Here is a 23,777-nt window from a genome sequence, read left to right as displayed (position 1 = left end):
GGGGGTATTGGTTGGAATGTCGAAACGCCCAGTAGTTGTGAAGTTGAAAACAGGCCTTCATGCCAGACCAGCAGCGCTTTTTGTTCAGGAAGCAAATAAGTTTTCTTCCGAGATCTTTGTTGAGAAGGACGAGAAGAAAGTAAACGCCAAAAGTATTATGGGCATTATGAGTTTGGCTATCAGTACGGGTACTGAGGTTTATATTAGTGCCGAAGGTTCGGACGCAGAACAGGCTGTAAACGCTTTAGTCACATTGGTAAGCAAAGAAGAGCTGGAGAACCAATAACCATTGTCACTGGCTTCCTCTAAGGAAGCTTGTCAGTGACACAGCCAAGACCTATAACATAACAAGAAAAGCGCAACCTTTTCTGAAGCTGAGCGTCTATTATGACGAGTTCTTCTGTGGAAAGGTTTTTTGCTGCGTAGACCCGTGCTATTTTACCCAATTGAAGGAGTAGAGAAATGAAACCGATGAAAAGAGAATTATCGCTGCTGGTCGTTATGAGCCTGTTGTTCAGTCTTCTGATTTCGTCCACCGCATCTGCGGCGCAATCGACTTCAACGACTTACATGCTGCTTTATGTAGATAAGGCAGAAGCTTTTATAAATGGTACGCAGATTATGCTGGAATCACCTGCGACCATTATCAAAGACAAAATGTTCGTGCCTGCCAAAGCTTTGGCTGATGCGATGGGATTAAAGGTAGAATGGAATGAGGCAACACGTCAGATCGAAATGACCACGCCGGGCTTTAATATTGTGCTCGACAGTGACCGCAAAGCAGTTTGGATTAACGGGGTATTGAACCCATTCGATTCCGTAGCTGCAATCAGTAAGGAAGGCAAGCTGTTGATCAAGCTGACTTGGCTGGCTGATTATATGGGAGCGCGTTATACCTATAATGATGAGCTGCGCCGGGTTGAGATTATTCATACCAAAACGCCAACGGGGATTTACATACCGAATACAGGTAATTCCAATCCAGTGGCCAAATTCAATTTTGCCAAGCAGACCTATAAGTTGGGTGAACCGGTCAAATATGTCGATCTGAGCTATGACCCGGATTCCGAGGGTTTAGTGAAGTATGAGTGGCAAGGCAACGAATCGGTGTTTTTCTCACCGGGTACGTATCCGATCACGTTGACGGTATGGGACGCACATGGCAATAAAAGCGAAACCTATCTGCGCAACCTGACGATTGAAGATAAGGTGTATCTGAGTGAGATAGAATATCCGATTTACATGAAGCCGGTTGGCAGCTTTATTAAAACGGATTGGAGTACGCTGTGGGGGAACTTTTGGAATTTGCCACAGCTGCCCAAGCAGGTTACCAATGACAGCTCTCGCAAGCTGCTGGTGAGTGACAGTCCGGAGGAATTTACGGAAAAAGGCATTCTGTATCAGGATAAGGTCAACGGAAAAGGTCGCCTATACGCGGATCACATCAATGGAACGAAGGAAAAGGTTACTCTGGCGATTTTGGCCAAGAATACGACCAACAAACCGGTTACGATCAAAACAACGAACAAGGGCGAAGTGTGGCCTTCTGTGTATGCCAACCTGATCGGTAATGAAGCCTCTGTGGACTTTCTGATGAATGACCCGCGGAGCGATTCGATGGAGATTCCGGCCAATCAGACTTTTATTTATTCGCAAATGCCGGAATTTTATCCAGGCCAAGGTGTCAACCTGTTCTATGACGTAGAAACGAATGGCGAAATTGAATTTTCTTTTGTCGCTACTAGCCAGGTATCGCAAACGACACTCAGTCAGCTGCCGCTGCTTCCTTTTACAGGTCATGTCAGAGGGACGTTCCCGGTGTCAGAGGTCAAATGGAATATAGATGCGAGTTCGTTCACCAAGCCGAACCGCTTGATTATCGGTGATGGCACGACGGATCCGTTCCAGCCGGGTTACGATCCGATGCGCAAGCAGAATGTATTAAACGAAGGCAATTATGGAGTAGTTTACAAAATCCATGCGGACAAGCCAAGAAAAATGGCGATCATGCTGTTGGCGTATGGCGGTATATTTAAAGGACCGATCAAAATCAATGGCGAGATCAGTCTGATACCGCAATCAGGGGTGATTACCGCGTTTGACGGGATGCAGATTCTGGCCCGAACGACGGGTGATGAAGCAGCCTTGGATATTGAATTCACACCACCAGCAGGGTCTGCGTTCCCGATTGACCTGATCTTCTTTCCATTGGATGATAAATAATAAATCAAATCGATAGCTGAAGGCTCTCCCTTGTCGTACTAAGGGGAGGGCTTTTATTTTTAATAAACAAAGAACCGTCCATCAGCAGCTTGTGCTACTGAATAGACGGCCCTCAATGTAAATAGGGTAAACTTATAGTTTGGTTATGACTTTATCGATCAGACCATAGATCCGCGCGTCTTCCGCATACATGAAATTGTCGCGATCCGTATCTTTTTCGATTTGTTCAAAGGTTTGTCCTGTGCGTTCTGCCAAAATGGTATTCAATTTATCACGCATTTTAATAATACGAGCGGCACGAATAGCAATATCACTGGCTTGACCTTCGGCACCACCAAGTGGTTGATGGATCATAACCTCACTGTTCGGAAGCGCAAAACGTTTGCCTTTGGCACCAGCAGCGAGCAGGAATGCACCCATTGAAGCTGCCATACCTACGCAAATGGTAGAAACGTCGGGCTTGATGAACTGCATGGTATCGAAGATCGCCATGCCTGAAGTAATCGAACCGCCTGGACTGTTGATATAAATATTAATGTCTTTGTCAGGATCCTGCGCGGCCAAGAAAAGCAACTGGGCAATAATGGCGTTCGCTACTTGGTCGTTAATGGCCGTACCGAGAAAAATAATGCGATCCTTCAGCAAACGGGAGTATATGTCATACGCCCGCTCTCCTCTGGCATCGGGTTCAACTACCATGGGTATAAAACTCATAAGCTGCAGCCTCCTAAAAGTACATGAATGTTTGATAACACTATAACCATCATAACGGAAATATAAACAAAGGTCAAGAAAGGTCAAACGATCGGCATTAAAAAACCTTCACAACGCAGTCTGGAAGCTGATGACCGTATCGTAAAGGCTATGAATGTTTGTATGGATAACACGAATTCGTTGAAGGTAATGGCGCGCCCGCAAGGAATCGAACCTTGATCTCAGGCTTCGGAGGCCTACGTCATATCCATTGGACCACGGGCGCACATTTAAATATATAGTTTAAAATGAACGAGCAAGGGTTATTATATGATATGCGGGAGTAAATTGCAACCTTGTTTTGACGGTGCGTGATTTTTGACCAAATTGTGAATTGCTGTTGAAATTAACAAGTCAATTCGTTATAATAAGATTACTAAGAAAGTCTTAGTGCTTTTTTTTGGAAGATGTGGGACGAAAAATGTAGTGGCGGGACAAAAAAAGTCCATAGCATAGCGGGAGTGTAAAGTATGAGAGAAATTCTCGATATTCAAAAACAGCTTTTGCCCGATCTATTGGATACGATGAAAAAAAGGTATACGATTCTGCACTTCATTCGTGTATCCGGCATTGTAGGCCGCAGGACACTGGCAGGTTCACTGAACACCACGGAGCGTATCATGCGCAGCGAGGTCGATTTTTTGAAATCGCAGGGACTGCTTGAAATCGAGGCTTCCGGTATCCGGATCAGTGAAACGGGTCGGCAACTGCTTGAGCAAATCGAACCGTTAGTCAAGGAGCTGTTCGGACTGACTGATCTTCAGGAGCAGATTCGATTGCATTTTAACCTGAAGCAGGTTGTTATTGTTCCAGGCGATTCAGAACTTTCACCCCACACCAAAAAGGAACTGGGACTCGTAGGCGCGGCCATTCTGCGCAAGTACGTAACCCAGGATGAGGTCGTTGCGGTAACCGGTGGGTCCACAATGGCTGAAGTCGCGAATCACCTGTCTTCCTCCACATCGCTCAAGCGCTGCGTATTCGTACCAGCACGCGGCGGACTGGGAGAAAGCATGGATTTCCAGGCGAATACGATTGCTTCAACAATGGCGAAGAAAACCGGAGCTCGTTACCGATTGCTGCATGTTCCTGACCAGCTTGGTGAGGAAGCTTATCAATCCTTGATGCAGGACAGCTCCATATTGGAGAGCATTGCCTTCATCAGAGGCGCTCGAATCGTTATTCATGGCATAGGAGAAGCTATGCTGATGGCAAGACGGCGTAAGGTTGATGAGTCGACTACAGCGATTTTACAGCAGGACGGGGCTTTGGCAGAAGCGTTCGGGTATTATTTTGACCGTGATGGGAAGATACTGCATAAGATGCCTACAGTCGGCTTGCGCATTGAAGACATTCAGGAAATGGACTGTGTCATCGGTGTGGCTGGGGGTAAAAGTAAAGGTGAGGCTATTGCTGCTGTGCTGAAATTCGGACATGAGGATATTCTTGTGACAGATGAAGCCGCTGCTATGGAGATTGTGCAAATGCTACATCTTGATGGGCATCGCCCGTCTTGACATAAATCCAATACACATTATTAGGAGGCTTTTTCAATGGTAAAAGTAGGTATTAACGGTTTTGGACGTATCGGTCGTAACGTGTTTCGGGCAGCTTTGGGTAATCCTGATGTAGAAATCATAGCTATCAACGATTTGACAGATGTAAACACATTGGCACATTTGTTGAAGTATGACACGACTCATGGCAGAATCAATGCAACTGTTGAAGCTGCTGAAGGCGCACTAATCGTTAACGGTAAATCCATTAAAGTATTTGCTGAGCGTAACCCGGAAAACCTGCCTTGGGGAGCTAACGGCGTAGAAATCGTTGTTGAATCCACTGGTATTTTCACTTCCAAAGAAAAAGCTTCCTTGCATATTAAAGGCGGAGCTAAAAAAGTAATCATCTCCGCTCCAGCTACTGACGAGGATATCACAATCGTTTTGGGCGTTAACGAAGATAAATACGATGCAGCAGCACACAACATCATTTCCAATGCTTCTTGCACAACAAACTGTCTGGCACCTTTTGCAAAAGTATTGAATGATAAATTCGGTATCGTTAAAGGTATGATGACAACAATCCATTCCTATACCAATGACCAATCCGTATTGGATCTGCCGCACAAAGACCTTCGTCGTGCTCGTGCAGCCGCTGAGAACATCATTCCTTCCACAACAGGCGCAGCCAAAGCAGTTTCCCTGGTATTGCCTGAGCTGAAAGGCTTGCTGAACGGTATGTCCTTCCGTGTACCTACGCCTAACGTATCCGTTACGGATCTGGTTGCTGAATTGAAAGTGAATGTAACTGTAGACGAAGTGAACGCAGCTTTGAAAGAAGCAGCTAACAGCACTTTGAAAGGCATCTTGAACTACTCCGACGAGCCGCTTGTATCAAGCGACTACAATGGCGACCCAGCTTCCTCCACAATTGATGCACTTAGCACAATGGTTGTTGGCGACAACATGGTAAAAGTTGTTTCCTGGTATGACAACGAGTGGGGCTACTCCAACCGTGTTGTAGACTTGGCTGCTTTTATTGCGAAAAAAGGCCTGTAATTCACATTGTGGTTATGACAATTAGCTTGTGAACGAACTATCTTGTGCTAACAGACAATGGGAAGATGCCCCGGCTTCCGGAGCTTTTCTCATTGTGGTTGCCGCAGGATGCTTTTCACAAAAGTCATACCCACAATTTTTGTATGCAGATAAATAGATACTCACAAGGAGGCGTTCCTGGATGAATAAACAAAGCGTGCGTAACGTAGAAGTAAGCGGCAAAAGAGTGTTTGTGCGGGTCGATTTCAATGTACCTTTGGAGAACGGCGCCATTACTGATGATACACGGATTCGTGAAACACTTCCGACGATTCAATATTTAACTGAAAGAGGCGCTAAAGTTATTTTGGCAAGTCACTTGGGCCGTCCGAATGGCGCAGTAGTTGAAGAGCTGCGTTTGACGCCGGTTGCAGCACGTTTGTCCGAGCTGTTGGGCAAATCGGTTGTCAAAGCGGATGAGGCGATTGGCGATGCGGTTCAGGCACAAGTCGCTGCACTGAAAGACGGCGATGTACTGCTGCTCGAAAACGTGCGTTTTTATCCAGGTGAAGAAGCGAATGATGCAGAGCTGGCGAAGTCTTTTGCTGGATTGGCTGATTTGTATGTCAATGATGCGTTTGGCGCGGCTCACCGTGCGCATGCTTCGACTGAAGGCATCGCGCATCATCTGCCTGCTGTATCCGGACTATTGATGGAGAAGGAACTGGAAGTGTTGGGTAAAGCTTTGCACAATCCTGAGCGTCCGTTCACTGCGATTGTTGGTGGCTCCAAGGTTAAGGATAAAATCAATGTGATTACGAACCTGCTGAACATTGCTGACAATATCATCATTGGCGGTGGGTTGTCCTATACATTCCTGAAAGCTCAAGGAAACGAAATCGGTAAATCCCTGGTAGACAACAGCAAGTTGGAGCTTGCACTCAGCTTCCTTGAAACAGCAAAGGAAAAAGGCGTGAACTTCCTGATTCCAGTTGATATTATTGTAGCTGACGATTTTAGCGCGAAGGCTAATACCCGTGTAGTTGCTGTCAACGAAATTCCTGCTGATTGGGAAGGCATTGATATCGGTCCCAAGACACGTGAGCTTTATGCCAAAACGATTGCTGAATCCAAGCTGGTCGTTTGGAACGGACCGATGGGCGTATTCGAAATCGAGCCTTTCTCCCATGGTACACGTGCCGTTGCACAAGCATGCGCGACTACTGAAGGTTATACCATTATTGGCGGCGGCGATTCCGCAGCAGCGGTTGAGAAATTCCATCTGGCCGACCAAATGAACCATATTTCCACTGGCGGCGGCGCTTCTCTTGAATTTATGGAAGGCAAGGCTCTACCGGGCGTTGTCGCATTAAACGATAAATAAATATAGGGAGTGACACATATGCGTAAACCTATCATTGCAGGTAACTGGAAAATGTTCAAAACCGTAAGCGAAGCAACGGCTTTCATTAATGAAATTAAAGGACAGGCTGAGGTTGACGGTGTCGACAGCGTAATCTGCGCACCTTATATCAGCTTGCCTGCGCTTGTAGAAGCGGTTAAAGGCACAACCTTGAAGATCGGTGCACAAAACCTGCACTGGGAAGACAACGGAGCTTACACAGGTGAAATCAGCGGTGTGATGCTGAAGGATCTGGGCGTGGACTACGTTATTATCGGTCATTCCGAGCGTCGTGCTTACTTTGCTGAGACTGACGAAACCGTTAATAAAAAAGTGCATGCAGCGTTCAAGCATGGCTTGACTCCAATTGTTTGCGTAGGCGAAAAGCTGGAAGAGCGTGAAGCAGGCGATACCAAATCCGTATGCAAAGTGCAAACGGAAGCTGCTTTTGCCGGAATTAGCGCAGAGCAGGCAGCTCAAGTAGTTGTAGCTTATGAGCCGATCTGGGCTATTGGCACAGGTAAATCTTCCACAGCGGCTGATGCCAATGAAGTCATCAGCTACATTCGTGAGCTGGTTGCTGGCTTGTACAGCCAATCCGTGGCAGACGCAGTTCGTATTCAATACGGCGGCAGCGTGAAACCGAACAATATCGGCGAATATATGCAGGAAGCGGATATCGATGGAGCTTTGGTAGGCGGAGCGAGCCTGGAGCCAGCATCCTATACGCAGCTTGTTCAGGGGGCTAAGTAAGATGTCCAGACCTAAACCGGTAGCTTTAATTATCATGGATGGCTTCGGCCTGCGCGGTGAAGTCATGGGCAACGCAGTTGCACAAGCAAATAAACCGAACTATGACCGGTACATGGCTGAATATCCGCATACGACCTTAACGGCTTGTGGCGAAGCGGTTGGCCTTCCCGAAGGACAAATGGGCAACTCCGAGGTGGGTCATTTGAACATCGGAGCGGGACGTATCGTATATCAGGATTTGACTCGGATCTCGAAATCGATTCGCGATGGAGAATTTTTTGATAACGAAACGATTCTGGGTGCGATCAACCATGCCAAGCAGAACGGCAAGAAGCTGCACCTATACGGATTATTATCGGATGGCGGCGTTCACAGTCATATCGCTCATTTGTTCGCTTTACTGGAAGCCTGCAAGAAGCAGCAGTTTGAGGACGTCTACATACACGCATTCCTCGATGGCCGCGATGTAGCCCCAGACAGTGCGAAGATGTATATGGAGCAGTTGCTGGCCAAAATTACAGAGGTCGGTGTAGGCAAGATTGCGACCGTTCAAGGCCGTTATTATGCGATGGACCGCGACAAGCGCTGGGATCGTGTAGAGAAGTCGTACCGTGCGATGGTTTATGGCGAGGGTCCGCACAATACTGATCCGCTGCAAGCGATTATTGACTCTTACACGGCATCCGTATTCGATGAGTTTGTATTGCCAACGGTTATCGTCAAGGCTGATGGACAGCCTGTGGGCTTGGTTGAATCCGAGGATTCCGTAATCTTCTTCAACTTCCGTCCGGACCGTGCGATTCAATTATCGAATGTGTTTACGAATACAGATTTTCAAAGCTTCGACCGCGGAAACAAGTGGCCGCACGACCTGTATTTTGTATGCTTGACACTTTTTAGTGAAACGGTTGGCGGTTATGTAGCGTATAGTCCCAAGAACCTCGACAACACACTCGGTGAGGTTCTGGTTCAAAATAACCTGACCCAGCTGCGTATTGCCGAGACTGAGAAGTATCCGCATGTAACCTTCTTTTTCAGCGGCGGACGTGATCATGAGCTGCCTGGGGAAACACGGATTTTAATTAATTCACCTAAAGTAGCTACTTATGATCTGCAGCCGGAAATGAGCGCGTATGAGCTCGCGGAAGCAGCAGTTAAGGAGATTGAAGCGGAGCGTCAGGATGTCATCATCATGAACTTTGCCAATCCTGATATGGTTGGGCATTCCGGTTTGCTGGAGCCGACGATCAAGGCAGTTGAAGCTACGGATACCTGCATGGGGCGAGTTGTTGAAGCTGTGCTTGCCAAAGGCGGGGTTGCGCTGATTACAGCTGACCATGGAAACGCGGATCTGGTTACGAATGGAGATGGAACCCGTAATACGGCCCATACGACAAATCCGGTGCCTTTTATTGTGACGTCCAAACATGTTACACTAAGAAACGATGGCATATTGGCAGATATTGCCCCAACGATTCTCAGTCTGCTCGATGTAAAAAAGCCGGTTGAAATGACGGGTACGACATTAATTTAAGTTTGAGAGCTGCAGTGTTCATGCAGAGCCTTGACTTAAAAGGGGATATTCATCCCTAAAATAAAATATTGAGGGAGTGTTACGTAGTTATGACAACGATTGGTAATGTATATGCACGTGAAGTATTGGATTCCCGCGGTAACCCGACTGTAGAAGTAGAAGTATATTTGGAGTCCGGCGCAAGAGGCCGCGCTATCGTTCCATCCGGTGCTTCCACTGGTGCTTATGAAGCGGTTGAGCTTCGTGACGGCGACAAATCCCGTTACCTGGGCAAAGGCGTTATCAAAGCGGTTGACAACGTTAATGACATCATCGCTCCTGAGCTGATCGGTATGGATGCTTTGGATCAAGTCGGCATCGACCAAAAAATGATCGAGCTTGATGGTACACCGAATAAAGCCAAATTGGGCGCTAACGCTATTCTTGCCGTTTCTATGGCAGTTGCTCGTGCAAGCTCCGATGCTCTGGATATTCCTTTGTACGTATACTTAGGTGGATTTAACGCGAAGCAGCTTCCAGTTCCGATGATGAATATCATCAACGGTGGCGCACACGCTGATAATAATGTTGACGTTCAAGAGTTCATGGTAATCCCGGTTGGCGCTCCTTCCTTCAAGGAAGCATTGCGTACAGGCGCGGAAATTTTCCATGCTCTGAAAACAGTTTTGAAAGAAAAAGGCTTGAACACTGCAGTTGGCGACGAAGGCGGCTTTGCTCCTAACTTTGCTTCCAACGAAGAAGCTATCACTACAATCTTGACGGCAATTGAGCTTGCTGGCTACAAACCAGGTGTTGATGTGTTCCTGGGTATGGACGTTGCCTCCACTGAGTTCTACAAGGACGGTAAATACCATCTGGAAGGCGAAGGCAAATCCTATACTTCCGCTGAGTTCGTAGACTTCCTGGCTGATTGGGCTGACAGATATCCGATCATCACTATTGAAGATGGCTGCTCCGAGGATGATTGGGAAGGCTGGAAGCTGTTGACTGAGAAGCTTGGCAGCAAAATTCAATTGGTTGGTGACGATTTGTTCGTTACTAACACAGAACGTTTGGGCAGAGGTATAGACGAAAATATCGGTAACTCGATCCTGGTTAAGGTTAACCAAATCGGTACTTTGACTGAAACATTTGATGCAATTGAAATGGCTAAACGCGCTGGCTATACAGCTGTTATCTCTCACCGTTCCGGTGAAAGCGAAGATAGCACAATCGCTGATATTGCGGTTGCTACCAATGCAGGCCAAATCAAGACGGGCGCACCATCACGTACAGACCGTGTGGCGAAGTACAACCAATTGCTTCGTATCGAGGACCAATTGCGTGACACTGCTATTTACGCTGGTAAAAAAGCATTCTACAACCTTAAAAACTTTAAATAATTAAATAATAGCTGCATATGAATAGTGTTACGCGCTTTACGTATGCAGCTTCTCAGGGGGAATCCACGATGAGCAACTGGTTAAAGACTATATGTTTTCTTATAGGGTCTGCCTTGCTTACACGGTGGATTCCCTTTTCTTCGTACTTTCGCAGTCTGGATACGATGATCCACGAGTTCGGTCATGCTGTTGTCACTTTGGCGTTGTCGGGTCGGGTGATGTTTATCGAGTTGAATGCTGACCACAGCGGGGTAACGTATTCCTTTGTCACTAATAGCTGGAGCTTGCTGCCGATCGCGTTGGCAGGGTATACAGCTGCATCCTTATTTGCTGTTTTATTGTTTAAATTGCAGTCTTACGGCAAGCAGCAGCTCGGACTTCAAATTATGACGCTGCTGGCCCTCATTTCCTTAATACTCTTTGTCCGTAATGGATACGGTATGATATGGTCGATTGGGTTTATTGCACTTAATGCTGTGATGTTATTCGTAGTGCCGCGGTGGCTGCGGGACGGTTATTACTTGCTGTTGGCATTCCTGACGCTGGAGGAGTCTGTAATGGGGCCGATTACATTGATCATCTATGCGGTCAATAATCCTGCGGCGGCAGGAGATGCAGCCAACTTGGCAAAGCTCACCTGGATTCCGACAATCGTATGGGCGATCTTATTTACGCTTTTCTCGCTATGGTGCGCTAAGAGCGCCATAGGGGCATTTTTGAATCGGAGAAGACCTAAGGCTGTATCTCCGGCTTATTCGTCTTACAAGTAGGTCTGGAATCCGTTTAACCTTATAATCGAGTTAAGGGCTGCCATAAGGCAGTCTTTTTTGCATTCACATTTTTTGAAACGTAATTATTGAATACAATAAGAGCCTACAAGGAGCAAAATGATTTAATTATCGATATAACTCCGCATAATAAACAACGTGAAAAGGGATTGACATTCCAGTGATAGAGTGAATATAATGACTTATACACTTATATATGAATATGTGCTCATATGATTGTTGAAAAGAGGACTGATCGCAATGGAAACCAAAGAACATGTGAAGCGTGAGCTGATATTAGAGGGTTTGGATTGTGCCAACTGTGCTATGAAAATTGAGAATGGTGTACAAAAAATACCAGGTGTTTCCTCGTGCTCCGTTAATTTTGTTACCAAGACATTAACTGTGGAAACTGAAAAAGGCCAGGATGAAGCGATAATAGCAGAAGCGAAGAAAAAGGTGAATAGGTTAGAGCCTCACATTCAAGTGATGGAAAAAGTAAAAGCAACCTCAATAGGGAGCACTTCGAGACAATCAGCGCATCAGGACCATGGTGCAGAAGGTCAAGCTAACAGTATGGATTCTAACACACATGCTCATGACCATGGAACCGAGGGACATTCTCACGATCATGGAACAGATAGTCACACCCACAACCATGGATTGGGTGGCCATACTCATGATCATGGAACTGAGGAACACGTTCACGCATATGGAGCAGAGGAACATGCACACGATCATGGAGCAGAGGACCACACCCATGATCATGGCAGCGGCAGTACCCAAAAAATGTCGATTCGTTTAGGAATCGGTGTCGTTTTAACCGCGATTGGGATGTTTGCGCCGGTTTCAGGATTATGGGAGCTTGGGATATTTCTCCTGGCCTATGTGATTGTCGGTGGGGACATTGTCCTTCAGGCTGCCAAAAATGTGGTTCGAGGCCAAGTATTTGACGAAAATTTTTTAATGGCCATTGCTACGATTGGAGCGTTTGCCGTTAACCAGTACCCCGAAGGTGTAGCTGTTATGTTATTTTACCAGGTCGGGGAATTGTTTCAGGGTATCGCCGTCAATCGCTCACGTAAATCGATTAGCTCGCTGATGGACATACGCCCGGATTATGCCAACCTTAAAATCGGCAGCGATACGAAGAGGGTCTCCCCGGAAGAAATAAATATTGGTGATTATATTGTTGTAAAACCCGGTGAGAAGGTGCCTTTGGACGGTAAGGTTCTAGAAGGCAGCTCCATGGTGGATACTTCTGCTCTGACTGGGGAATCAGTGCCGCGGGAGGTTGAAGCCGGTCATGATGTATTAAGCGGATTTATTAACAAAAATGGTGTATTAACCGTGGAGGTTACGAAAAGCTTCGGAGAATCAACCGTTTCGAAGATTTTGGAATTGGTCCAAAATGCGAGCAGCAAAAAAGCGCCAACTGAAAAGTTTATTACTAAATTCGCTCGTTATTATACGCCTGTTGTCGTCATTGTAGCTTTATTGTTAGCTGTGGTACCTCCTTTGCTTATAAATGGGGCAACCTTCTCAGATTGGATTTACCGTGCGTTGATATTCCTGGTTATTTCTTGCCCGTGTGCCTTGGTGGTCTCGATTCCCCTTGGATTCTTTGGTGGAATCGGTGCGGCATCCAAATCAGGTATTCTGATTAAAGGAAGCAATTACCTGGAAGCTCTAAATGATGTGAAATATGTGGTGTTCGATAAAACAGGCACCTTGACCAAGGGAGCTTTTAAAGTAACGGAAATCAATTCGGTAGATGGCACATCCAAGGATGAGCTATTGCAGGTTGCCGCATATGCGGAGGCACATTCCACGCATCCGATCGCTGAATCGATCCGAGCCGCCTTTGGAAAAGAGATCAACCAAGCGGATATTCAAGACTATAATGAAATTTCCGGTCACGGGATTCAGGTCATGGTTCAGGGAAAAGAAGTTTTTGCAGGGAATGCCAAGCTGATGAACAAGGAACAGATTACATTTGAATCACCTGAAGAAGTGGGAACGGTTGTTCATATTGCCGTTGAGAAACGATATCTTGGATACATCGTCATAGCTGATGAAGTGAAAGAAGATTCAGCAGAGGCGATCCGTTTGCTAAAAGGTCTAGGGATCAAAAAGACGATCATGCTGACAGGGGACGCGAGAGCTGTTGCTGAGGCTGTAGGCCGTAAACTGGCTATTGATGAGGTCCATGCGGAGCTGCTTCCACAGAACAAGGTGGAAGAAATCGAAAAATTAGATAAGCTGAAAACAAAAAATGAGAAAATCATTTTTGTGGGAGACGGGATTAACGATACCCCGGTACTGGCTCGTGCAGATGTGGGAATCGCGATGGGTGGTTTAGGATCGGACGCTGCGATAGAAGCAGCAGACATTGTAATTATGACGGATGAACCTTCTAAAATAGCGGCTGCAATCGATATCGCGAAGCGTACTCGACGGATTGTTTGGCAAAATATCATTTTTGCTTTAGCGGTCAAGGGTGTTTTCCTTTTACTTGGTGCTTTTGGAATCGCGACGATGTGGGAGGCTGTTTTCTCAGATGTGGGTGTAACCCTGATTGCGGTATTAAATGCCATGCGTGTACTGAAATTGAAATAAAACAAGAAACAAGCTAACCAGACATGATGTTTGGTTAGCTTGTTTTGTTGTGTCATGATATCGGAGTTAAAGTTCAGTGATTATTACGATTCTGGTTATTTGTCTTGCGGCTAAACAACTGGATTTGTGCCCACGATTGGGTATAAATCTGGTTTGTTTGATTTATCTTGTGCGGGCAAATTTTAGCGTTTTTTGGCATATTTGTTCAGAAAATATTCAGATGCTGGTTATATAGTTAGCTTTGACGGGAGAAGAAACCTAATCTGTAACCATGGAGGGGAAGTAAAGACGGACAACTGTGAGCTTACATAGATTTGTAAAAACGAGCCAAATGATTATAAGGAGCGAGTATTCATTGAGAGCAAAATGGAAGAACAAAGGATGTATGTCATTATTATTAGTTTTATTTATCATGTTTAACCTCATTACACCTGCATTTGTATCTGCCGCAGTAGATGCACGGGGAACTTACTTCACCGATTTTGACAATTGGAATGGAGATTTAGCAGGCACCGGTGCTGCTGATGGGGATTTTGATTCCGCTACTTATGGAAACGGCGATGCCAAATATCCTATTGAATTCAAAATCACCAACGTGGACAAGGTGCCGCAGAAAAGCGCGCAGTTCCTTGTCAGAGCTTATGATGTGGATGAATATGACGGGAGCAGCAACACAGGGGAATGGGATCGTGTATATCTTTCCTCTAATCCTGCTGATATCCAATTAGGCGCGCCCTACACAGTATGGCCTACTTCCAGCATGTGGAATGCCAAATCTGCGGAATACAAAAAGGAGTTCAAAAAAGAAACATATCTGGGCGCATTGTCTGGGAATAATGAAACCTGGAACACTTCGGTGTTCAGTGTGGACCCGGCAAAAATAACGGCAGACAAACAAGAGTACTTTGCCGGTATTTCGGTTCACCATAATCCCAAGGCCAGCACCTCCACTATCAATTCTTGGGTTGTTAAAGTCGACTGGGGCCAGCTTGTTATTGATGGTGGAGAACGAGTAACAGGTGAAATTACCAAGGGAGAATATAAGATCGTAAACGGTGTCATGCAAGTGGATACAGGTTTTCTCCCGAAAACAAATGGCGACTTTGCGATGGAAGTCAGTCTGATCAAAAAAGTGAAAGAAGCTGACGGGACTGTATCCGATGATAATGTGGCTACTACGACCAAGCGATATTTAAATTCTACAGCAAATAATGGACAGTCGTGGACAGGTATTGAGCTTGGAAGCGGTCTAGATCCTAACGACGAGTACATTGTGAATATTATTTTATTTGACGATCGGGGTGGTGCCGGGACTGATATTAATCCAGGTAAAGCACAGCATGTGTATTCCGTATCGACCGATTCGGCTATGGCTAAGATCGGCCCTCAGTATACACCAACCGTGTTTACTGCAGAGGACTTCAAAAGTAAATTCTACAAGTTGAATGGATCTCCCAACGGAGACGGATTGACGAAAGTGCAAATTAAGACATTGCCAGACCCGACAAAGGGGCAATTAGTGTTAGATAATGGTGTAAATAATCCGCCAACAATTATTGCCGTCAATGATGAGATTGATGTTGCCGATCTGTCCAGATTTCAATTCGTTTCTTTAACTGGGGAATTTACGACACCAGTGACCTTTACATGGACTGGATTTGATACGGACTACGCTTTATTCAATGCTGTTGTGACAATAACACCGAATAAAGCGCCGACAGTAGACAATATCACCAAGTCTGTAAATAAAGGTTCAAACGTCAATTTTAATTCAAGCGATTTTACAGGGACTAAATTTGTTGATCCAGAGCCGGATGCTCTTAACGATGTTATTTTTGTGACTTTGCCCGATCCTGCAAAAGGAACACTGGTACTCGATAATGGCGGTGGTACGCCAGTAAGTGTAGCTGTGTATACTAAAATTCCTGAGGCGAATTTGAATCAATTGAAATTCATCCCGGCAAGTGGAACAACTGGGGTCGTTACGTTTGGCTGGAACGGTTCTGATGGCATTCAGTATGCTCAAGAGCCTAAAGTCGTTACCATGCTGATCAATGATCCACCGATTATTGCAGATATAACGAAAACAGGACTTGCAGGGGCCGTAATCCATTTTATGGATGATGATTTTGCACTAGCACCTGCCTATACGGATTCAGATGGCGATGCTTTGGTAAATGTGAAGCTCACATTACCGAGCGACTTTGATACCAAAGGTAAGCTGTGGTATACAAACGTATCGACAGCAGTTTATATCAATCAAGGTTCATCTGTAACACTTACTAAGGCGCAGTTGAACAGCTTGAAGTTTCAGCCGTCATCGAATTTACCTAACGGTAGTACTGTGACATTTAACTGGACAGCAAACGATGGTAAGGCAGATTCTATAGCACCGGCACTTGTGAAGATTGCCTATAATGGCAAACCGGTTGCTCAACCGTTGGAGTTCAATGTGGAAGAGGGTACTTCTCCGATTACGATTATCCTAAAGGGCTCAGATATGGAGTCCGTTACAGGATTGGTATATGGTATTGCAACCCAACCAACAAAAGGTACACTGGTTCAGGTTAATGGCGATCAATGGATGTATACTCCGAATGCTGGCGCTACCGGCAAAGACAGCTTCACTTACACTGTAACGGATGCAGATACTCAGAAGAGTCAACCCGCAACAGTGCAAATTGAAGTGAACAAATTGCTTGATGGCTGGGTAGGCAACAAGGCTCAAGGAGATACAACCGTGGTTAAGCTAATAGCTGGACAACTGTTGAAATTGTCTGCTGTAAGCTCGCTGCAAGCCGCAGAGGTTACCGCCTCGGTTAATGGTGTTCTTGTCCCGTTGACACTTGCGAATCCGACGACTTATTTAACTGAGGGCTTCAAGAGGTGGGAAACTTCTACGTATACGCTCCCTGAGGGAACGACTCCAGGCGAATATACAGTTAATTTTACGGCGAAGGGAACAGATCAAGCGTTATTGCCAGCGGAACCCGTATCCAAGCTTGGGGATAACAAATTTAAAATTGCAGAGTACGCGATAATTAAGCTGAAAGCGGACCCTGAAAAGATTCTCGGCAATGGCAAGGCAACAACGAATTTGAGCGCTTTGGTTACGGATGCAGATGGTAACCCGATGGCGGATACAGAGGTCGTGTTCAGCACACCGACAGGAGCAGGATCATTTGTCGGACCGGACCGTGCCCGCACGAACAGTCAAGGGATTGCTACTGTGATCTATCAGTCGGAGAAAATCGTTGGTACAGACGAGAAACAGATTCCGATCAAGGCCGTTGTACATGATACGGAAAAAGGCTTGTCCGGGCAAGGTCAAATTACAGTGACGTTTTTGCCTCCTACAATTAGTGGTGTGATTACAAAAGGTGGCACACATGAAGCTGTTGCAGGAGCTTCTATCCGAGTAACCTTGGATATGAATGGAGACGGCAAGATCGAGCCAGGTGTTGATTTTGATAAAACGATTACGACGAAGGCAGATGGATCGTATTCGATTCCTGTTCCTGAAGGAGATAAAGAATATAACCTGGAGGTTACCCAAACCGTGATTGTAGGCGGAGTGGAGACACCGGTTACTTACACACAGAAGGCTATAGTAGGATCTGTAACGGGTACAGGGAATGAGACATTTGATTCGGAAAAAACCGTAACGGGTGTCGTCCTTTTCAAGAAGCCAGACGGTAATTCAAGCTTCTTTAGCCCTGATTTAGTTAGTAAAATCAAAGTATATCTGAAGGATCCTGCAGGCAACTATATCATGGAAGAAGGCAAGCCTAAGGGATTTGAACTGCAAGGCCAAGGGCTGTTCCAAGCGAAAGGTCTGACTAAAGGCATCACTTACAGCATGGAAATCAGCTATGAGCTGGAGCCAGGCAAAGAAATTGTCATGAAGCGTAATACGGTCACCGTGAATGCAGATGGCGAAATGAACATTGTTCAAGAGTTAGTCGATCCTTACGGTACCATTACAGATGCGGGTACTCATAATGTGATCGAAGGCGCTCAGGTCGTTCTGTATTATGCGGATACGGAGAGAAACAAGAACAAAGGCATTACGCCTAATACGACAGTAACACTTCCTACTGTTGCCGGATTTGCACCGAATGATAACAAAAGTCCGGACCAGCTAAGTGATGCCGCTGGCTTCTATGCATACATGGTATACCCGCAGACCGATTATTATTTGGTTGTAACGAAAGCTGGCTACCGTACGCAAACAAGCGAAACGATTAGTGTCGAATTTGATATTGTCAAAAAAGATTTTGCACTGCTGCGCAACCAGAATTCGTCCAGTGGTTCATCTGGAGGAGGATCCGTTTCGATCCAACCGGATGTGACATTGAATATCTCGGTAGATAAAAACCTCGTGAAAGAGGGCGACCAATCGACAGTTACAGTTGATTACAAGAATCAAGCGTTAACTACATTGGGATCAGGCGAGATCTCGGTTACGATTCCTAAGGGAGCGGAACTGGTCAATGCGAATGGAGGTACAGTAAGCGGAGATGTGATTACGTGGAAAGTCAGCAACCTCGCTTCTGGACAAACGGGAAGTTTCACCTTCGAGGTCAAATGGCCTTTATTGACAGCCGCAGATGCAGAATTTGAATTCCCAGGTCAATTTACAGCAGATGGCAGTACTACTAATCCTGTGAAGGCCAACTCAACGGTGAAGATCAAAGTATTTTCGGATCGTTTTGGAACACTCATGCATCAACGTTATATTCTCGGTTATCCTGATGGACAGTTTAAACCGAATAATTCGTTGACACGTGCTGAGGTTGCTGCAATCGTAGCTAGACTTACAGAAAATGTAAATATAACAGATGCGCTCTCTTACTCAGATATTGAAGATGGTCATTGGGCAGCTAATTATGTCAAGATTGCAACGAAGCACGGGTACTTCAGTGGATTTGAAGATGGAAGCTTCAAGCCGGAAGCTCCTGTAACAAGAGGAGAGTTAGCTGCCATTATGGCGCGTTTCTTGAAGCTGAACGTAAGCAAGCCGGGAGAGAATCACTTCTCGGATGTTGAAGGTCACTGGGCGGCTGATGCAATAGAGGAGCTGTATCGAGCCCATTTCCTATCCGGCTATTCGGATGGAACTTTCAAACCACAAGATAAGATCAACAGAGTTGAAGCGGTGACAATGATTAATCGCATGTTGTATCGCGGTCCTCTGCAGGGTGTAGAACCATTGTTCCCGGATGTTCCAGCAAGCCATTGGGGCTTTGGAGATGTGTTGGAGTCCACCTTCTCGCATGAATCCGTTCGTAATGAGGATGGCAGCGAAACATGGAAAGATAATATCGCAGATAACGTACAGTAATCATAACCGACTGCATGTGGCAACATGGGCAGTCGGTTTTGCTATTGATTTATGTGAGCATGGGGAGACACACCAGATAAGATGTTTATGAGATGGCCTGTACAGCCAGTTTCGCTGCTTGTAAGGAGATTAGGTTTGCCAGTCGGACAAGGCTATGTTATTATAATAGTACTGTGTAATTTAGGATCGAGGTGGGAATATGGAAATTGCTTTGAAAATAATATTGGTCATTGCATCCTTGGGTTTGATCGCTGCGGTATTGCTACAGCAAGGGAAAAGCGCGGGTTTATCCGGTGCCATCTCCGGAGGTGCAGAGCATTTATTTGGTAAACAAAAGGCTCGTGGCATGGAGCTCTTTTTATCTCGTTTAACTATGGGCTTGGCTGCAACGTTTTTCATTCTATCGGTGGTTGTAGCTTATTTCGTTAAGCATATTTAAATAACAAGCAACACAGCAGGGGACCTTTACTCCTGCTGTTTTTTTGTTGGAAATCGGGCCTCTGCCAAGTACGAATGACTCCAAACCGCCGTTACCGGCTACTGTTAATTTACGTAAACTATAGTGCCCGGCATGGGTTGGGATGATTCATAATTGAAAATTGGGTAAAACTAAGAAGAAGGACTATTTATAGTTTACATATAGAAAAGAAGGAGGTTGATGAAGCTTGATACAACGTGAACAAGTATTGGAATATATGCATGATACGGATTATAAGCCGATGACATATCAGGAGCTGGAAAAGCAGTTCCAGATTACAGGTGCTCAGGATTTTAAAAGCTTTCTCAAGCTATTGAATGAATTGGAAAATGAGGGCCATATCGTAAGGTCCAGAACGGAGCGTTATGGAATACCGGAACGGATGAATTTACTGCGTGGCAGGCTGCAGGCGCATGCCAAAGGGTTCGGGTTCCTTATTCCTGAGGATCGTGATCACCCGGATGTCTATATTCATGCAAACGATATGGGCGGCGCAATGAATGGAGATACCATTCTGGTTCGTATTACAACCAGAGGAGCGGCGGGTGGCAAGCTGGAGGGTGAGGTAGCCAAAGTCGTTACCCGGGCCAACACGCAGGTCGTTGGGTTGTTTCAGATGAATGAAGGATATGCTTTTGTGCTGCCGGATGATAAGCGGATAGGGCGAGATATTTTTATTCCTAAGGAAGCATTCCATGGAGCGATGGATGGGCATAAGGTAGTTGTTAACATTTTATCGTATCCCGAAGGTCGTGCGGCTGCTGAAGGCGAAGTGATCGAAATTCTCGGACACAAAAATGATCCGGGTGTCGATATTATTTCGATTATTCGCAAGCATCGCCTGCCGGAATCATTCCCTGATGAGGTATTGGAGGAAGCGACTTCGGTTCCCGAGGTGATTGCCGAATCCGATCTGGTCGGACGACGTGATTTGCGCGGCAAACGTATTGTTACAATTGATGGTGAAGATGCCAAGGATCTGGATGATGCGGTTAATGTGGAGCGGCTGGATAACGGAAATTACGTATTAGGTGTGCATATTGCAGATGTTAGCTATTATGTACGTGAAGGCTCACCGCTGGATCGGGAAGCCTATAATCGGGGCTGTAGTGTGTACTTGGTGGACCGTGTTATTCCGATGCTGCCTCATCGGCTGTCGAATGGGATTTGTTCATTGAATCCGCAGGTGGACAGGCTGACGATGTCCTGTGAGATGGAATTTGATGAGCACGCGAAGGTAGTACGCCATGATGTGTTTACGAGTGTGATCAAGACGAGTGAGCGGATGACGTATACGAATGTGCGCAAGCTGTTGTCTGACGAGCCGGAAGCCGAGCTGCTTGAACGTTACGCGTATTTGATGGATGATTTCCGTTTGATGCAGGAGTTGGCTGGCAAGCTGCGCAATCGTCGGATGAAGCGCGGTGCGATCGATTTTGACTTCGAAGAATCGAAGATTCTGGTCGATGCGAGTGGTAAGCCTACGGACATTGTGAAAAGAGAACGCTCGGTTGCCGAGCAAATTATCGAGGAATTTATGCTAGCGGCGAACGAGACGGTAGCTGAGCATTTTCATTGGTTGAAGGTACCTTTCCTTTACCGGATTCATGAAGACCCGGATAATGAGAAGCTGCAGCATTTTATGGAATTCATTACGAACTTCGGCTATACGGTGCGTGGTAGAGGCAATACGGTACATCCTCAGGCTCTGCAATCGCTGCTTAATGAGATTAAAGGCACCAAAGAAGAGCGGGTTATCAGCACGGTTATGCTGCGTTCGATGAAGCAGGCCAAATATGATGCCCTGAGCACAGGACATTTTGGTCTGGCAGCGGAATTTTATTCCCATTTTACCTCCCCGATCAGGCGTTACCCGGATCTCATTATCCACCGAGTTATTCGCGAGGTTTTGGAACAAGGGGATATGCAAGCGAAGCGGCATGAATATTTATCGAGCCGGATGGAGGATATCGCCAAGCAGTCCTCAGAGCGTGAGCGTGTCGCTGTAGATGCGGAGCGTGAGACGGAGGCGCTGAAGAAAGCCGAATTCATGATGGATAAGGTTGGCGAGGAATTCGAGGGTATGATCAGCAGTGTAACGAGCTTCGGCATCTTTGTGGAGCTGGATAACACGGTAGAGGGTCTTATCCGCTTGAGCGATATGCATGATGATTATTATCATTATCATGAAGCTCAGCTGGCTTTAATTGGGGAGCGAACCTCCAAGGTCTACCGTCTTGGTGATGAGGTTAAGGTGCGGGTTGCACGTGTAAGTACGGAGGAGCATACGATCGACTTCGAGATGGTGGATATGCAGCCGCGTCAGAAGAAGATCGGCTTGATCGATGCATTGAAGGCGGTTCGACGCGGGGATAAACGCGGAGGGCGTCGTGGCGAAGCAGGCAGCGGAGCAGGCGGACGTGGTGGTGCGGGAGCAGCTAAGGGCGCTCGTGGTGACAAGCGTGGCAAGGGTGGAACTGTAGCGAGCGGCAGCGGCAAGGGCACCGGCAAAGGTAAGACGAAAGCGGATAGCCTGGGAGCAAGGAAGGATGGCTCACGCGCAAGTGCAAAAGTGGACAGCAGCCAAGGAACTGGCTTGGAAGGTGCAAGCGGCTGGCGCGGTGCTCGAGCGAAAGCAGTTGATGCGAGCGCAGCAGGTGAAGGTGCGACCAGCTCGGCGAGCCTGAGAAGATCTGGTGTCCAAGACGGTGCGAGCGTTGGCGATGAAGGCATAACAAACGATGGGTGGAGCAGCAGTAAGCGAGGAGCCAAGGCGTTAGCGGGATTAGCTGGAGATCGAAGCAGCAGAAAACGCAAGAGTAAAGGCAAAACTGGCGCAGCTGCAGGTGGTGAAGGTGTAGCCTTTGGTAAACGCAGCGGCAAGGGATCAACAGGGGCGTCATTAGGTGGCGCAAGTGCAGCGAGCGGTAGAAAGCGCAGCACCAAGGGCGTAAATGGCATTTCATTGAGCGGTGAGGGGCCAACTGGAACCGATGTAGGTGGTTCAGGTGAAGCGAGCAGCAGAAAGCGTGCGAGTAAGGGTAGTGTTGTTGCCGCAGGCAAAGGTACTGGTGTAGATGCTGCAAAGGCACGTGCACTGGATGCGGCAGCGAAGGGTGATGGAGGCGGACAGCCACGTAAGCGGAGTAAGCAAACGAAAAAGTAGCTTGTTCGCTTGCTTCTGGGGATTGGAGTTTGGTAAAATGAATTCTAATCCCTTTTTAAGGGCTTCGTTTTATTGAAGGTGCAATGTGGGAAGGAGTGAAGATTTGCGATGGGGAATAGAGCGGATGGCAAGGTGCTTGCACAAAACAAAAAGGCTTCCCACGACTATTTTATTGAGGACACCTATGAATGCGGTATTGTGTTGACCGGAACGGAGATCAAATCACTTCGTCTGGGACGAGCCAATATCGGAGATGCTTTTGCTACCATTCGTAATGGCGAAGCTTTCATACACAACATTCATATCAGTCCGTTCGAACAGGGGAATCGCCATAATCCTTCGGACCCGACAAGAGCACGAAAGCTGCTGCTCAAAAAAGTGGAAATTCGCAAGCTGTTCGGATTGGCCAAGCAGGACGGATATGCGCTTGTACCTTTGAAAATATATGTGCGCAACGGTTTTGCCAAGCTGCTCATTGGTTTGGGTAAAGGTAAAAAACAATACGACAAGCGGGATACTGCTGCGAAACGCGATGCACAACGTGATATTCAAAGAGTGCTACGCGAGAAGCAGAAGGTTGCTCGTTAGTAATATTTGTTTGAACGGAATACGATATACAAGTAGTGTGGCAGCATATCTCTGTGCTTCCAGAAAGACGGACTGCTTTTTGTTTGGAATTGTGTTATACTAAGTAAGCATCTTCAGTGATGTGATTCATCTTTGTGACTTTCTAAACGGAAGTCCACTTATGCGGGGACGTTCTTGGATTCGACGGGGATAGTTCGAGCATGAGTAGCGGGTAGTGGGGACGCGTCCGCT

General features: G+C 46.5%; 15 protein-coding genes and 1 tRNA gene. 14 read left to right on the top strand and 2 right to left on the bottom strand.

All coding sequences use genetic code 11. The annotated features are described in order from the left end of the window. Positions 1–16: 16 nt before the first annotated feature. Both NST47_RS00080 and NST47_RS00075 read left to right on the top strand, forming a co-directional pair. Positions 17–286 carry an HPr family phosphocarrier protein gene (locus NST47_RS00080; protein WP_076230567.1) on the top strand — a complete coding sequence of 90 codons (270 nt, stop codon included), beginning with the start codon at positions 17–19 and terminating at the stop codon, positions 284–286. A gap of 176 nt (positions 287–462) precedes the next feature. Further along, complete coding sequence (locus tag NST47_RS00075; protein ID WP_341153432.1) at positions 463–2,223, top strand: stalk domain-containing protein; 1,761 nt, start codon at positions 463–465, stop codon at positions 2,221–2,223. Between the two features lie 132 nt (positions 2,224–2,355). Here NST47_RS00075 and clpP read toward each other — a convergent pair whose 3' ends face one another. Both clpP and NST47_RS00065 read right to left on the bottom strand, forming a co-directional pair. Further along, positions 2,356–2,937: an ATP-dependent Clp endopeptidase proteolytic subunit ClpP gene (clpP, locus tag NST47_RS00070; protein ID WP_076230561.1), complete on the bottom strand. Its 582-nt coding sequence runs from the start codon at positions 2,935–2,937 to the stop codon at positions 2,356–2,358. A gap of 190 nt (positions 2,938–3,127) precedes the next feature. Beyond that, positions 3,128–3,202: transfer RNA gene (locus NST47_RS00065), tRNA-Arg, on the bottom strand. 244 nt (positions 3,203–3,446) lie between these two features. Between NST47_RS00065 and NST47_RS00060 the strand changes: the two genes are divergently transcribed. From NST47_RS00060 to smpB, 12 genes are all read left to right on the top strand, one after another. Beyond that, positions 3,447–4,493, top strand: coding sequence for a sugar-binding transcriptional regulator (locus tag NST47_RS00060; protein ID WP_341153431.1), 1,047 nt, complete (start codon positions 3,447–3,449; stop codon positions 4,491–4,493). Positions 4,494–4,529: 36 nt separating this feature from the next. After that, positions 4,530–5,534, top strand: a complete 1,005-nt coding sequence (gene gap / locus NST47_RS00055; RefSeq protein ID WP_076230556.1) for a type I glyceraldehyde-3-phosphate dehydrogenase — start codon at positions 4,530–4,532, stop codon at positions 5,532–5,534. 181 nt (positions 5,535–5,715) lie between these two features. Then, positions 5,716–6,897, top strand: coding sequence for a phosphoglycerate kinase (locus NST47_RS00050; protein ID WP_341153430.1), 1,182 nt, complete (start codon positions 5,716–5,718; stop codon positions 6,895–6,897). Positions 6,898–6,915: 18 nt separating this feature from the next. Next, positions 6,916–7,668, top strand: a complete 753-nt coding sequence (tpiA, locus tag NST47_RS00045; RefSeq protein WP_076230552.1) for a triose-phosphate isomerase — start codon at positions 6,916–6,918, stop codon at positions 7,666–7,668. 1 nt (position 7,669) lies between these two features. Beyond that, complete coding sequence (gene gpmI, locus NST47_RS00040) at positions 7,670–9,202, top strand: 2,3-bisphosphoglycerate-independent phosphoglycerate mutase (protein WP_341153429.1); 1,533 nt, start codon at positions 7,670–7,672, stop codon at positions 9,200–9,202. 89 nt (positions 9,203–9,291) lie between these two features. Beyond that, on the top strand, positions 9,292–10,584 hold the full coding sequence (gene eno / locus NST47_RS00035) for a phosphopyruvate hydratase (protein ID WP_341153428.1): 1,293 nt from the start codon (positions 9,292–9,294) through the stop codon (positions 10,582–10,584). 68 nt (positions 10,585–10,652) lie between these two features. Further along, positions 10,653–11,354 carry a M50 family metallopeptidase gene (locus NST47_RS00030; RefSeq protein WP_341153427.1) on the top strand — a complete coding sequence of 234 codons (702 nt, stop codon included), beginning with the start codon at positions 10,653–10,655 and terminating at the stop codon, positions 11,352–11,354. A gap of 258 nt (positions 11,355–11,612) precedes the next feature. Further along, positions 11,613–13,970, top strand: coding sequence for a heavy metal translocating P-type ATPase (locus tag NST47_RS00025; protein WP_341153426.1), 2,358 nt, complete (start codon positions 11,613–11,615; stop codon positions 13,968–13,970). A 355-nt stretch (positions 13,971–14,325) separates the two neighbouring features. Then, a complete protein-coding gene (locus NST47_RS00020; RefSeq protein ID WP_341153425.1) occupies positions 14,326–19,314 on the top strand; it encodes an S-layer homology domain-containing protein in 4,989 nt (1,662 codons plus the stop codon). 199 nt (positions 19,315–19,513) lie between these two features. Continuing rightward, positions 19,514–19,753 carry a preprotein translocase subunit SecG gene (gene secG, locus NST47_RS00015; RefSeq protein WP_076230540.1) on the top strand — a complete coding sequence of 80 codons (240 nt, stop codon included), beginning with the start codon at positions 19,514–19,516 and terminating at the stop codon, positions 19,751–19,753. 226 nt (positions 19,754–19,979) lie between these two features. Continuing rightward, positions 19,980–22,958 carry a ribonuclease R gene (gene rnr / locus NST47_RS00010; RefSeq protein WP_341153424.1) on the top strand — a complete coding sequence of 993 codons (2,979 nt, stop codon included), beginning with the start codon at positions 19,980–19,982 and terminating at the stop codon, positions 22,956–22,958. A gap of 108 nt (positions 22,959–23,066) precedes the next feature. Continuing rightward, complete coding sequence (gene smpB, locus NST47_RS00005; protein WP_076230538.1) at positions 23,067–23,546, top strand: SsrA-binding protein SmpB; 480 nt, start codon at positions 23,067–23,069, stop codon at positions 23,544–23,546. The last annotated feature ends 231 nt before the right edge of the window (positions 23,547–23,777 follow it).

This window comes from Paenibacillus sp. FSL H8-0034 (assembly GCF_038000305.1).
Classification (GTDB): domain Bacteria; phylum Bacillota; class Bacilli; order Paenibacillales; family NBRC-103111; genus Paenibacillus_S.
This window is presented reverse-complemented; position numbering and strand designations above follow the sequence as displayed.